10 protein-coding genes and 2 pseudogenes are annotated in these 13046 nt (G+C 64.7%); 6 read left to right on the top strand and 6 right to left on the bottom strand.

The window, feature by feature from the left end:
* Positions 1 to 140 precede the first annotated feature (140 nt).
* Entirely contained in the window at positions 141 to 1589 is a 1449-nt protein-coding gene (locus OHQ90_RS26390; protein WP_328401879.1) for an MFS transporter, read from the bottom strand.
* A 101-nt stretch (positions 1590 to 1690) separates the two neighbouring features.
* On the opposite strand from OHQ90_RS26390, the gene OHQ90_RS26385 reads away from it, so the two are divergent.
* From OHQ90_RS26385 to OHQ90_RS26370, 4 genes and pseudogenes are all read left to right on the top strand, one after another.
* On the top strand, positions 1691 to 2593 hold the full coding sequence (locus OHQ90_RS26385) for a helix-turn-helix transcriptional regulator (RefSeq protein WP_328401877.1): 903 nt from the start codon (positions 1691 to 1693) through the stop codon (positions 2591 to 2593).
* A 287-nt stretch (positions 2594 to 2880) separates the two neighbouring features.
* Positions 2881 to 3360, top strand: a pseudogene (locus tag OHQ90_RS26380) (phosphotransferase family protein); the annotation flags it as partial.
* A gap of 610 nt (positions 3361 to 3970) precedes the next feature.
* A complete protein-coding gene (locus OHQ90_RS26375) occupies positions 3971 to 4096 on the top strand; it encodes a hypothetical protein (protein ID WP_328401875.1) in 126 nt (41 codons plus the stop codon).
* Between the two features lie 271 nt (positions 4097 to 4367).
* Complete coding sequence (locus tag OHQ90_RS26370) at positions 4368 to 5243, top strand: tyrosine-type recombinase/integrase (RefSeq protein ID WP_328401873.1); 876 nt, start codon at positions 4368 to 4370, stop codon at positions 5241 to 5243.
* An 845-nt stretch (positions 5244 to 6088) separates the two neighbouring features.
* On the opposite strand, the gene rbsD is transcribed toward OHQ90_RS26370, so the two are convergent.
* From rbsD to OHQ90_RS26345, 5 genes are all read right to left on the bottom strand, one after another.
* Positions 6089 to 6478 carry a D-ribose pyranase gene (rbsD, locus tag OHQ90_RS26365; protein ID WP_328401871.1) on the bottom strand — a complete coding sequence of 130 codons (390 nt, stop codon included), beginning with the start codon at positions 6476 to 6478 and terminating at the stop codon, positions 6089 to 6091.
* A 34-nt stretch (positions 6479 to 6512) separates the two neighbouring features.
* Positions 6513 to 7457, bottom strand: coding sequence for a ribokinase (locus OHQ90_RS26360; RefSeq protein WP_328401869.1), 945 nt, complete (start codon positions 7455 to 7457; stop codon positions 6513 to 6515).
* Positions 7458 to 7533: 76 nt separating this feature from the next.
* Positions 7534 to 8304, bottom strand: a complete 771-nt coding sequence (locus tag OHQ90_RS26355; protein ID WP_328401867.1) for an ATP-binding cassette domain-containing protein — start codon at positions 8302 to 8304, stop codon at positions 7534 to 7536.
* 9 nt (positions 8305 to 8313) lie between these two features.
* Positions 8314 to 9273: an ABC transporter permease gene (locus OHQ90_RS26350; protein ID WP_328413113.1), complete on the bottom strand. Its 960-nt coding sequence runs from the start codon at positions 9271 to 9273 to the stop codon at positions 8314 to 8316.
* Between the two features lie 5 nt (positions 9274 to 9278).
* The gene (locus OHQ90_RS26345; protein ID WP_328401865.1) at positions 9279 to 10274 is read right to left on the bottom strand and encodes a sugar ABC transporter substrate-binding protein; all 996 of its coding nucleotides are present in this window, start codon (positions 10272 to 10274) and stop codon (positions 9279 to 9281) included.
* A 164-nt stretch (positions 10275 to 10438) separates the two neighbouring features.
* Between OHQ90_RS26345 and OHQ90_RS26340 the strand changes: the two genes are divergently transcribed.
* Both OHQ90_RS26340 and OHQ90_RS26335 read left to right on the top strand, forming a co-directional pair.
* On the top strand, positions 10439 to 11443 hold the full coding sequence (locus tag OHQ90_RS26340; RefSeq protein WP_328401864.1) for a LacI family DNA-binding transcriptional regulator: 1005 nt from the start codon (positions 10439 to 10441) through the stop codon (positions 11441 to 11443).
* A 457-nt stretch (positions 11444 to 11900) separates the two neighbouring features.
* Positions 11901 to 13044 (top strand): annotated as a pseudogene (locus tag OHQ90_RS26335) (IS3 family transposase).
* The last annotated feature ends 2 nt before the right edge of the window (positions 13045 to 13046 follow it).

Raw genomic sequence — 13046 nt, 5'->3', positions numbered from 1 at the left:
CGATCCACACTGCGTAGGGCAAACATACGAGTATCAGGCGGCTGTGGGTTCGCTTTCTTGGAAATCTGGACAGCAAACCGCCGGAAACCCACCGCTGCGGGTCAGCGGTGGGTTTCTGGTGAATCAAAAGTGGACAGTGCTCAGCGCGCTGCCCGGGTTGCGAGCGCGGCGGCGGCCAGTACCGTCGCACCCTCGGCGATCGCCGTGCCGCCCAGCGCATGGGCCGCCGACAAAGCGGTGGTGCCGAGCAGCCCGAGGAAGATGGTGCCGAAGCAGGCGATGCCGACGACGATGCCCAGCTGCACGCTGGTGACCAGGATGCCGCTCGCGTCCGCGGCCAGCGACATCGGGATCTTGGCCAGGGTCCTGGTCATCAATGGGCTGAACGCGAGTCCGAAGCCGATGCCCTGGATGCCGAAGATCGTCAGCGGCAGCGGGCCGAAGTCGGCGCCGTTGCGCAGCAACATGCCGAGCGTCACCATCGTCGCCGCGCCGAGTACGAGCCCCAACGGGATCATGGCGGCATGGAAGCGGTGTGGAATGCGCTCCCAGTTCAGGCTGGCCAGTGCGAACGTGACACCCATCGGGATGAACAGCAGCCCCGCATGTAGCGCGGTGTAGCCGAGGGTGCTCTGCAGGTGAATGGCCATCACGAACATCCAGCCGCCGAAGGTCGCCATGATCACGAACAGTGTCGACGCGGTGAGCACCAACCCGGGCGTTCGCAATACTCGCTGCGCGAACAGTGGTTCGCCGCCGCGCGCCGCGACCGCTCGTTCGATGGCGATGAATACCACGATACCGATCACGCTGGCGCCCAGGGTGATCCATGTCCACAGCGGCCAGTTCTGTTCGTGGCCGAGCACCATCGGAAGGACGAGCAGCAGCACCGAAACGGTCAGCATCGCCAGCCCGGCCAGATCGAGCTTGCGGTCGAATCGTGCCGTGTCCGAAGGCAGTACCCGCGGCGCGACCAGCAGCAGCACCACACCGATCGGCACATTGACCAGGAACACGCCACGCCAGCTGCTACCCCAGAGATCGGCGTTGACGATCAGACCGCCCACGACCTGACCGACAACCATGCCGCCGGAAATGATCGCAGAGTATGTGCTGAGTGCCTTGGCTCTGGCATTGCCGGTGAAATTCCGCTGGATCAGGGTCATGATCTGCGGGACCATGGCCGCCGCGCCGACGCCCTGCAGGAATCGGAACACGATCAAGGTGACTTCGTTCCACGCCAGCCCGCAGGCGAATGAGGCCACGGTGAACACCGCAAGGCCGGCGATGAAGGTACGACGCTGAGTGAACCTGTCACCCAGCCGGGCGCCGGTGACGAGCAGCACGGCGTAGGCGATGACGTATCCGGCGACGATCAGCTGCAGCGCCGATCCGCTTGTGTGCAGCGAGGTGCGGATGGAGGGAATAGCGACATTCACGATGGAGGCGTCGAGCACCGCCATGAACTGCCCGGTCAGGATGACGGCGAGGATCGCAATGGTGCGCCGCGCGCCGTACGCGGGAGATGCTGGGGGAGTCGGCGTGGCGGGTGTCGTCTTGGCCGAACCCGGTGACAACGTCTGGGTCATGCACTGAGCTTGCAGCCGATTCGACACCAGTAACAGGAGCCCAATAAAACTGGTATTGGCAGCACCTGGATAAGGTCCCGGGTTTCGGGGACGATCACAAGATGACCGATGTTGTGGACATGCGCACCTTGCGCAAGGCGCGCCGTGCCGAGCTGGGCTCTTTTCTGAAGTCACGGCGTGCGCGGATTTCGCCGGAGGACGTGGGCCTGCCGCCTGGGCCCCGGCGGCGCACACCCGGTCTGCGGCGTGAGGAGGTCGCCCAGCTGTCCGGGATCGGGATCACCTGGTACACGTGGCTCGAGCAGGGCCGCAGTATCAATGTCAGTGTGCAGGTGTTGAATTCGGTGGCGCGTACTCTGCAGTTGGATGCTGCGGAGAAGGCGCATTTGTATCGTTTGGCGGATGTGCCGACGGTGCCGACGGCGCATGCGGGTACTGCTCTGCCGGAGGAGCTCCAGGTGATTCTGGATCATTTGGATCCATTGCCGGGGGTGGTGTTGAGTGCGCGGTATGACGTGTTGGCTCATAACGAGCCGTACGAGGCGTTGTGTCCTGGTTTCCTGACCGGCGAACGTAACGTCGCCCGCCGGGTCTTCCTTACCCCGGAATGTTGCAATACCTACCAGCACAACTGGGATGACCTGCGCCGTATGGTCGGTTATTTGCGTGGTGCCTATGCGAAGAACCTGGGCGATCCGTACTGGGAGGAGTTCATCGTCGAGTTGTGTTCGGAGTCCTCGAATTTCAAGGCTTTGTGGGCGCGTAACGATGTCGCTGTCCCGGTCAGTCGTACCAAGCAGGTTCGTAATTTGGCGGTGGGGGAGTTGGAGATGTTTTTGACGAGTATGTCTCTGCCGTCGGTTCCGCATGCGTGGATGCAGATTTATACGCCGACTAATGAGGTGGCGTGGGGGAAGTTGCGGGAGTTGTTGGCGATGAGTGTGGAGGAGCGTCAGCGTCCTTGGGTTGAGCATCGCGAACAGCTCCACTCGGCAGCGGGGTAGGGGGTCCGGGTGTCGAGGTTCAGGATGACTGCTCGATGGGTTGCGCGGGCTGGACGGTAAGCGGAGCCGCTGTTGGGGTGGTGCACGAGGAATGCCTCGAACCCGGGTCTCGAAATCTTGGCTTCGTTGATGCATATGGGTCTGCTCAGTCTTGCCGCGAGCGGTAGCCACCGTTCCACCAGCGTCGCAGAAGTGTGAGTTGACGTTGAGTCAGCGGTCCAGCCAACGCTTCCTGTCCTTCTTCGATGTAGGCGAGTTCCTCGGGTGTCCAGTCCCGTGCGCGAGAGTACATTCCGCACGAACCCGAGCGGACACCAAGCGCGGCGGAGTTGGCGCCCGCATTGGCCGAACTCCACGAAGTGCTACGCGGATACCCGGGTGAACTGCCGACCGACGGACCGCTCGGGGACATCACGCGGTTGGTCGACCTCGTCGACCGGCAACAGCTGCTGACCGGCACCGAATTGTCGACATTACGGGCCGAAACCGAAACGCTCCGCGACGCACTCGCCGTATTCCCGGTCCAGCCGCTGCACGGTGATGCGCATCAGGGCAACGCACTTGCCACACCGAATGGTGTGGTTTGGATCGACTTCGAAGACACCTGGCGCGGACCGATCGCCTGGGATCTCGCCTCCCCGCCGACCAGGACGGCACGAATTTCGCGGTGTCGGCATTGCAAGCGTATCCCGACCGCCCCAGCGACGATGAACTCACAACCTGCATTCATCTTCGGCAGCTGTTCGGCCTGTGCTGGCGACTGCTGATGCTGCACCGCTACCCCCACGGCGAAGCAAACGCTCGTGCCCACCTCGACGCGTGGCTCGACACAGCACACGCCCGCAGGTGAGACCAATCACGTCAGCCACGGGCGGATGATCGCCTCCACATCCTCGGGCAGCCGTTCCCCACCTCGGCCGCCATTCGAGGTGCCCGGCAACAGATCCGAAGCCAGACTCCCCGGCACGCCAACGCGCCACCAGCGCAATCATTCGCCGCCGCGATATCCCGGGCTCCGCAGCAGCCGCGTTCGCCGCCGCTGTGCTCACCCGATCGAGCTGCGCGAGCTTGCTGATCACCTCCGCCCGCCGCACCGCGATCCGCCACCGAGGTTTCGCCCGCAGGCAGCACAGCCGGTCCGCCACCGGCGCATCCGCCATCGGGCACCCCTACCGTCGTGAACACGAGTACGAACGAAAAGCACTGTACTGCAAACGAGTTCGGGACACACCGATGTTCGAAGTCCCGTTCGTTCATCCCCGAGTCCGGCAGGTCAGAGTTGACCACGACCAATCGGCCCCGCAATGCACCTGAAGTGGAATCTGGGCTCACCTGAGTACGACTGCCTCGATCTATCTCGTCGAGAACGAGGCCGAGGTGATCCGCCGAGTCCGGCGCCATCTGGTCGACCGCGAACAGCATCCAGTTCAGCCCGATTCCCAGCTCGGTGTCGGTTACAACACCGACGACCTGGCCATCCTGTTCGGAGGGACACAGGCGTGAATCGGACCCCGACACTCGGATCCGGGCTGCGTCGCGATCAGAGTCTGATCTCGAAACCTGATGACGATCCGGCCGGGACCTCGACTGCGCGCGGCGCGCGGGGCGCACTGAGCATCGACGAGGTCGTCGAACTGCTGTCCTCGCCCATCGAAAGCGCCGACGGCTGCCGCGAAATCGCCAGTGCCCGTCGAATTCTCGAATGGCTGAGCAGCCATCCCGGCGACGAATGGCAGGACCGATGGAACATGTCCGGCGCTGACGACGGCTCCGGATGGATCGGCTCGCTCATCGATCCGGCAAAGACCTGGTCACCGGTGAAGTCATCGATGTCAGCAGGGCCGAGCGCGAAGCGTTCTGGGCCTGGGCGGTCATCGAGACCTTGCGGCACACCGGCATCCGGATCGAGGAACTTCTCGATCTCACCCACCTCGGCCTGGTCTCCTACAAGCTGCCCAAGACCGGTGAAGTCGTCCCGATGCTTCAGATCGTGCCGTCGAAATGCGATGAGAAACGGTTGCTACTGGTCGCCCCCGAACTCGCCAGCGTTCTTGCCACGATCATCACGCGCCTCCGCAGCGAGAATGGCGGCGCTGTTCCCTTGACTGCTCGATACAACCCATACGAACGCGAATCCCTGCCGCCGATGCCGCACTTGTTTCAGCACCGCCACGGCGGGATCTGGAAAGTCCCCAGCGCAGCCACGATTCGAAACCTGCTCGATAAGGCACTGGCCCGCACCGGTCTCACCGACGCCGCCGGCCAGCCGCTGCGCTACACGCCCCACGACTTCCGCAGACTATGGGCCACCGATTCCGTCAGCAACGGGCTGCCGATCCACATTGCCGCAAAGCTGATGGGCCATCAGAATCTGAACACCACCCAGACCTACGTCGCCGTCTTCAACAAGAACTCGTCCGCTCCTACCGGGCCTTCCTCGCAGCACGCCGCGCGCAGCGCCCCGAATCGGAATACCGAGAACCCACCGATCAGGAATGGAACGACTTCCAACAGCACTTCGAACTCCGAAAGCTGGAGCTGGGCACCTGCGGACGCCCATACGGAAGTCCCTGCCAGCATGAACATGCTTGCATCAGATGCCCGAGCCTCCGCGTCGACCTCCGCGCCCGCGAACGGCTCGCCGAGATAGCCGCCAACCTGCGCGACCGCAGCTCCGAAGCCCACGCCAACGGCTGGACCGGCGAGGCCGAGGGACTGCAAGTCAGCCTCAACGCCGCTGCCGGGAAAATCGCAACCCTCGACCGGATGCGGGCCCGCGAGAGCGGAACGAGCACAACGACGACCGACCTCGGGATCCCCGTCATCACCCAGCAGTGAGTTTGGTTCTGATCGCGAATCCGGCCACCAAGTGATCGTGAATCTCAGCACCATCCGCTGACGGTGGTCGCGAATTCCGACACCGCCGGATACCTTCGCAGTTGTGACCGAGCTCCGCGCCTTCCGTCAAGCGTGCTACGAAGCTGCTCGGCGCACCGGTGGCACGGTGATCGAGTTCCGCGTGGGTGAGGGCGTGACTCCAAACTTCCATCAAGGAGTCATCACCTACCGAGACCGGCACGTCGCAGCGGTTGCGTTGCGCGATTCTGCGGTGCTCGCGGTCGCCGAACCACGGGTGATCGATTTCGATGAGGGTGCGATCGAGGCTGGTCCCCTTACCTTTGTCGAGGCTCCCGACCTGGTGACTGCCCTGTCCGAGCAAGCAGGGTTCGAAATACTCACTGCGGCTGAGCTCGCTCGGCCTTTCGATGCGGCGGCCTGCGGCGGTCCGGGCTCTCGCACGCCAAGCCCACCTGATCGCCGAACCCAGCGGCGCCGTAACGACCGCGGCCTACCTCTTCCGCAGCCACGAACTACCGCCCGGAAAAAAGGTGGCCATAGTCTCGGGCGGCCATCGCGTCGGCGAGGTCGCGGAGTTCAATATCGCCGATTTCAATATTTCGCTCTGCCGGATTACGCCCTGCCGGGCGCGGTGGGCTACAACCACGGCACCCCGGCTCGGAGCAGCACATTGGCGTAGGGCCGGGCCTCACCGGTTCGCACCACGAACCGGCAGGCCCCGATGCGCTGCTTGAAGTCGTCGTGGTCGATCAACTCCGCGTGCAGGCGGTGGCGGAGCAGGTTCGCCGCTTCCGGGTTCTGGTCCGCGACGTCGCGGCTACCCCAGGCGGCTTCGATGGTAACCTCGTCGAGTATCAGGTCGAGGATGGGCTCGAACCGAGGGAATCCGTAGCTGATACCCAGATCGATGACCGGCACCCCGGCCGGTGTCGGCAGACCGGAGTCGCTGACGGCGAAGAGGTCGGTGTGGCGCAATGCCGTGAGCGCCGATAGCAATTCGGCGTGAATTAGTCCGCTAGTGCGCAAGGTTCGGTCCTTATCGAAGAGGGTGAAGCCCCGGTCAAACGAGTGGCCGGGCCGCCGGGATGGTCGCGAGCGCGGTGCGGATCTGGTCCGCGGTGGGGTAGGAGGCATGCGTTCCCGGCGTCTGAACGGCGAGGGCACCGGCCGCGGTGGCGTAGGCCACGGCGGCGCCCAGCTGCCTGCCATCGGCGAGTGCGGTGGCTAGGGCGCCGACGAAGGCGTCGCCCGCACCGGTGGAATCCACCGAATTCACCTGTGGCGCAGCCTGATACCCGCCAGCGACCGGCGCTGGCACGTCGCAGCGGTGCGCCCAGACCGAGCCGGTGGCGCCCAGCGTGGCGACGACGGAGGCCACCCCGCGCAGGCATAAGGAGCGGGCCAGGTGGAATGCCTGCTCGGGTGTCCGCGCGGTGGACCCGGTCAATGCCGACAGCTCGGATTCGTTGACGACCAGCGGGTGGCAGCGCAGCAGCAGCTCATCTGGCAGCACCGTCGCCGGCGCAGCGTTGAGCACGAGCCGGCGAGCATGCCGCGCGGCCCAGGCGACGACGCGCAGCGGCACCTCCAGTTGCACGACAACCACATCCGCCGACTGCAGCAACTCGACCTCGTTCAGGGCGTCGAGCTCGGGTTCGGATTCCCAGCAGAAGTTGGCGCCGGAGTCGACCACGATCTGGTTCTCGCCGTCGGCGACGGTGATGTAGGCGGTGCCGGTCCGCGCGTCCTCGACCTCGCGCAGAGTGGCGAGCCCAACAGCATAGTCGCGCAACGACTTCCGTAGCCCGGGATCGGCATCGCGGCCGATCCTGGCGATGAACTCGACCCGGCCGCCGGCTCGGGCTGCCGCGACGGCCTGATTGGAGCCCTTGCCGCCCAGATTGGTTCGTGCGCGCAGTGCCAGCACGGTTTCGCCGGGGCGCGGCAGCCGTTTCACCTCACACACGATGTCCTGGTTGACCGATCCGAGGACGACAACGCTCACGACTGCGCCTCGCTAGCGCTCGGCTCCGTCGTGCGCGAAGGCGCACTGTGTTCATGGTTCACTCGCTGTCGCTCGCTCATGATTCGACGCCGGTCCCGGCGACCTCCAGATTGCCGGGTGCGGCACCGGTGATCAGTGCGACCAGTCGGTCGCCGTCCACCTCGTCGATCCGGTGCGCGGCAACGGATCTGCCGCGCCGCAGCACCACCACGTTGTCGCAGATCCGCATGACCTGTGCCAGGTCGTGGCTGATGATCAACACGGTGATTCCGCGGTCGCGCAGGCCACGTACCAGCTTCTCGACCGCGGCGGTCTCCCGCACGCCGAGCGCGGCGGTGGGTTCGTCCATGATCACCATGGATTTGCCCCAGGCCACCGCGCGGGCGATGGCGATGCTCTGGCGTTGGCCGCCGCTCATCCTGCGTACGGTGGTGCGCACCGAGGGCACGTCGACATCCAGGTCGCGTAGGATGTCGCCGCTGCGGGCGATCATTGCCCTGCGGTTGACAATGCCGAGCGGATACATCAACTCCCGGTTGAGAAATAGGTTCTGCCACACCGCCAGATCGTCGATGAGAGCGAGATCCTGGTACACGGTCTCGATGCCCATTTTGCGCGCGTCCTCGGGCGAACGCAGGCGCACCGGTTCGCCCTTGAACCGGATGTGCCCGGTATCCGGTGCCTGCACGCCGGTGAGGCAGCGCACCAGCGTCGACTTGCCCGCGCCGTTATCGCCGACCAGGGCGGTGACCTCACCCTCCGGAATCGTCAGCGTGACCCCGGCCAGCGCACGGACCGAGTCGAACGACTTGGTGAGCTCGTGCGCCTCGAGCAGTGGAATCGTCATGTCCTTGGCCTACTTTCGGAATCGGGCAATCCCGGCGGCCAGCAGCAGCACCGCGCCAACGGCGACCGGCTGGTAGTACTGCGAGATGCCGAGAATGGTGAACCCGTTGATCAGCGAGGTGAAAAGCACCGCACCGCAGACGGTGCCGAGCACCGACGCCTTGCCGCCGGACAGCGACGAACCGCCGAGCACCACTGCGGCGATCGAGCTCAGCAGGTAGGTGGTCTGCAGCGACGGATCCGCGCCGCCGTTGCGGGCGACCAGCATGACACCGGCTATGCCGCACAGCAATCCGGACATGGCATAGGCGAACAGCCGGATCCGGTTCACCGAGATGCCGGTGTCGCGCGCGGCCTCCAGGCGCCCGCCGGTGGCGAGCAGGTGGGTGCCGATCCGGGTGCGGAAGATGATGCCGGCCACGACCAGCGCCGCCACCAATGCCATGAGCCAGAACCAGCGCACCGGTCCGATGCCATCTAGCGCGAGCCGTTGCAGGAAGCGGGAACTCACGGCCTCGGTATTGCCGTGCGTCAGCAGTAGCGTGATGCCATTGAGCACGCTGAGCATGCCGAGCGTGACGACGAAGTCGGTCATATGCAGTCGGCCGATCAGCACACCGTTCACGACGCCGACCGCCAGCCCGCTGAGGATGGCCGCCGCAATGGCGACCGCCATCGGGTAGCCGTGGCTTGCCAGGTAGCCGAGAACGGCTGCTGCCCATGGGAGGTTGGCGCCGACCGACAGATCGATGCCGCCCACGGTGATCGCGAACTGCTGTCCGAGTGCCAGCACGGTCAGGATCGTTGAGGCGACCAGCAGATCGCCGATATTGTCCGTCGTCAGGAAGTCCGGGGTGGCAATGAAGAACGCCACCCACAGCACGACCAGGGCCAGCGGTGCCGCGAATTCGGCTACCTTGGCGAGGATCTCCGTGCGCCCCTCATACGCACGGGACTCGGCGGGTGCCATGGCTGTCACTTGTTCAGCAGCCCTTCCACTGGGTTGTCGAATGCGACAATCGGACGCGGGAACGCCGAGATCTGCTGCTCGACATTGTCCTTGCCGATGAAGGCGATGGGCGAGACCACCCGCTCGGGCAGCTTCTTGCCCTGGTGTTGGGCCAGGCAGCTCTGGACCGCGAGTTGTCCTTCGGCATAGGGGTATTGGGTCACTGTGCCGGTCAGGGTGCCCGCCTTGACGGCGTCGAGGGCGGCCTGGATGCCGTCGACGGAGATCACTTTGATCTGGCCGGTCTTGCCCGCGTTCTTGATCGCCTGTGCGGCGCCCAAGCCCATAGTGTCGTTGGCGGCGAAAATACCGGTGATGTCGGGGTGCGCCTTCAGGATCGCCTCGGTGACCTGCAAACCCTTATCTTGTTCGTAGTCGGCGGGCGCCTTCTGCACGATGTCCAGCTTGCCTGCGACGGTGTCGGTGAAGCCCTTGTCGCGGTTGATGCCGTTCTGCTCGCCCGCGATGCCCTGCAGGATGGCGATCTTGCCGGTGCCACCGAGCGCGTCGAGCATATGCTGACCGGCGATGCGACCGGCATCGAGATTGTCCGAACCGATGAAGCTCGCGTAGGACACCCCGGCCTGCTCAGAGGCCTTCGCGTCGATTTGGGTGTCGAGGTCGAGGATCGGGATATTTTTGCGCGCCACCGGCGTGAGCGGCGTGATCACATTCGTCGCGTTGACCGGCACCACACCGAAGCAGTCATAGCCCTGCGCGGCCAAGGTCGAGATCTGGGCGTTTTCACCGTCGGCATCGGTCTCGGACTGCCCGGCCTGCACCGTGACCTTCACGCCGAGCCGTTGCCCCTCCGCGAGGGCACCGTCGCGCAGGGCCGCCCAGTAGGGGTTGGTGAAGTTCCGGGTGACGATGGCGATCTTGAAATCGCCGTCGCCCGCGTCCTGACCGCCGCGACCGCAGGCGGCGGCGGCGAGCGCGCCGATGAGGACAAGCGGCACCATTGCACACCTGAATCGAGCATTCATCGTGAGTTCGACCTATCCGTTTCGGTATCAACTCGTGTTGATCAACGCGAGTTGATGAGTAGTGTGTGACCCGAGTCACCGACTGTCAAGTGCTAATGCGGAGTGCTTGGATGGACGGTCGGAGCAAGGAGAGAATTCAGATGGCAGTCACACGAGCCGACGTGGCGCGGCTCGCCGGTACATCACCGGCGCTGGTGAGCTACGTGCTCAATGGAGGTCCGCGGCAGGTCGCGCCCGCGACCAGGGCCCGCATCGAGGCCGCCATCGCCGAACTCGGCTACCGGCCCAACATGTCCGCGCGCAGCCTGCGCATGAATCGCGGGCACGCGCTCGGCATGGTGATCCCCGACGGGGCCAACCCGTTCTTCGCCGAACTATCCGCGGTCATCGAGGCAGCCGCCTTCGCACGGGGATATCCGCTGTTCGTCGGCAATGCGGCCGGCGACCAGGAACGCGAACGCGCCTATGTGCGCACCTTTATCGATCGTAGAGTCGAAGGGCTGATTGCGATTTCGTCGTCATGGGAGACCGGTGTCGCCGACGCGTGCGAGGAGGCCGGAATGGTGCTGGTCGCGCTGGACCGCGTCATCGATCCGGCGCGTTGCGCGCATGTGATGTGTGATTCGGTCGCGGGCGCACAGCAGGCCGTCGCACATCTAATCGAGCACGGTCACCGCGATATCGCCTGTCTGAGCGGCCCACATGTGTCCACCGCCGAGGACCGCGTGCAGGGCTACCGCAACGCGCTGGCGGCCGCTGGATTGGCCGAAGGGCGCATCGTGCGAACGGATTTCGGCGGCGCCGCCGGCTACCGCGCACTGGCCGACCTCATGGCCGACTCGCGCCGCCCCATAGCGGTATTCGTGACCAGCGACCTCCAGGCGATCGGTATGCTGCGTGCGGCCTACGATGCCGGGCTGCGGGTGCCCGACGACCTCGCGGTCGTCGCCTTCGATGGAATCGAGTACTCCCGCTACACCAGGCCCGGACTGACCACCATGGTGCAGCCCACCCGGCGCATGGGCGAGACCGCGGTCGATCTGCTGCTCGAACAGATCGAGGACCGCACGCCCCGGCCCGGTGTGGTGAACCTCGAGGCGGTCCTGCACACCAGGGGGTCGTGTGGCTGTCCCGACGAGTTCTGAAAGCGCCCGGTCCGCCGGTGCGGCGCCTGCACGCTACCGTGCACTCGAACGGCTTCGCGATTCCCACCGTCTGGAGGGCGGAGGCCCGGTCTGTCCTTCGGCATAGACCGACGGTCACGCGCTGAGTCTCTGTCTCGGCGTGTATTTTTGGAACCCGGCATCGCCGTACCAGTCAGAGGACAGGCAGGCAGCCGCATTGACGGAGCATCTCAACAGGGACCGAATCCTCGCCCGGGCCCGGCCCTGACACCAATCTCAAGTAAGTCGACGATTCGTCACGATGATTGGTTCAAAACGTCACGCTATTGTAGTTTTGTTCGCATCGTTTTTAGCTGGTCTGCGTTGGTGATACGAGACATAACTCACGACCCGACCGTGACAACGGCAATCGGGACTGCCCCCGGTTCGGTTGACTCCTGACCTGTGAGGACTTCCTCGCAGTGGAAGGATCATCGACATGCCCAAGCCCTATCCCGAGGAGTTCCGCCGCGACGTGGTCGCTGTCGCCCGCAAGGGCGAGATTCCGTTGACCCATATCGCAAGAGACTTCGGGATTTCGCAGAGCTGCGTGAAGAATTGGGTGAAACAGGCCGATATCTCCGACGGTCACCGCCCGGGTGCGACCCGCGACGAGTCGGCCGAGTTGCGGGAGGCCCGCAAGCGGATCCGGCAGCTCGAACAGGAAGCCGAGGTCATGCGCCGCGCGGTCGCCTATTTCTCCCGCGATGTGAACCCAAAATGACCTACCCGCTGGTCCTCGACCTGGCCGCCGATGGTATCCCCGTCGCGGTGACCTGCCGGGTGCTCGGTTTCTCCCCGCAAGCATTCTATAGCTGGAAGAAACACTCTGTCTGCCAACGTGATTGGGACGATGCGCATCTGATCAACGCCGCCTATGACATCCATGCCGACGACCCCGCGTTCGGTTACCGATTCATCGCCGACGAACTGCCCGCCCGCGGAATCCGTGCGAGCGAGAACCGGGTCGCCAGATTGTGTTCTCAGCAGCGGATCTGGAGTGTGTTCGCCAAGAAGCGCGGGTTGAACCGCAGATCCGGTCCGCCGGTCCACGACGACCTCGTCGGGCGCCGATTCACCACGAACGCCCCGAACACGGTGTGGTTGACCGACATCACCGAGCACGCCACCGACGAGGGCAAATTGTATTTGTGCGCTGTCAAGGATGTGTTCTCCAACCGGATCGTCGGGTACTCGATCGATTCACGGATGAAGGCGTCGCTGGCAGTGTCGGCGTTGAACAACGCGGTCGCTTTCCGTGCACCTGCCGCGACGGTTGCCCACTCGGACAGGGGCAGTCAATTTCGGTCTCGAAAGTTCGTTAACGCGTTGTTGTTCAACGGTTTACGAGGTTCGATGGCAGGGTCGGGGCGTGTGGTGACAACGCGGCAATGGAGTCGTTCTTCGCGCTGCTGCAGAAGAATGTCCTGGACCGGCAGCGCTGGGCGACTCGCGCGGAACTGCGGTTGGCGATCGTGGTCTGGATCGAGAAGACCTACCACCGCACCCGCCGCCAACGCCGACTCGGCCGACTCACGCCGATCGAGTTTGAGACAATGAACCAGCCCGCGCTCGCGGCCTGAAA

The sequence above is a fragment of the Nocardia sp. NBC_00403 genome, assembly GCF_036046055.1.
Classification (GTDB): Bacteria; Actinomycetota; Actinomycetes; order Mycobacteriales; family Mycobacteriaceae; genus Nocardia.
This window is presented reverse-complemented; position numbering and strand designations above follow the sequence as displayed.

Bases quoted from the DNA above. Each gene is read 5' to 3' on its own strand.
- OHQ90_RS26390 (WP_328401879.1), bottom strand. From the start codon at position 1,589: ATGACCCAGACGTTGTCACCGGGTTCGGCCAAGACGACACCCGCCACG.
- OHQ90_RS26350 (WP_328413113.1), bottom strand. From the start codon at position 9,273: ATGGCACCCGCCGAGTCCCGTGCGTATGAGGGGCGCACGGAGATCCTC.
- OHQ90_RS26345 (WP_328401865.1), bottom strand. From the start codon at position 10,274: ATGGTGCCGCTTGTCCTCATCGGCGCGCTCGCCGCCGCCGCCTGCGGT.
- OHQ90_RS26340 (WP_328401864.1), top strand. From the start codon at position 10,439: ATGGCAGTCACACGAGCCGACGTGGCGCGGCTCGCCGGTACATCACCG.
- OHQ90_RS26355 (WP_328401867.1), bottom strand. From the start codon at position 8,304: ATGACGATTCCACTGCTCGAGGCGCACGAGCTCACCAAGTCGTTCGAC.
- OHQ90_RS26385 (WP_328401877.1), top strand. From the start codon at position 1,691: ATGACCGATGTTGTGGACATGCGCACCTTGCGCAAGGCGCGCCGTGCC.
- OHQ90_RS26370 (WP_328401873.1), top strand. From the start codon at position 4,368: ATGGATCGGCTCGCTCATCGATCCGGCAAAGACCTGGTCACCGGTGAA.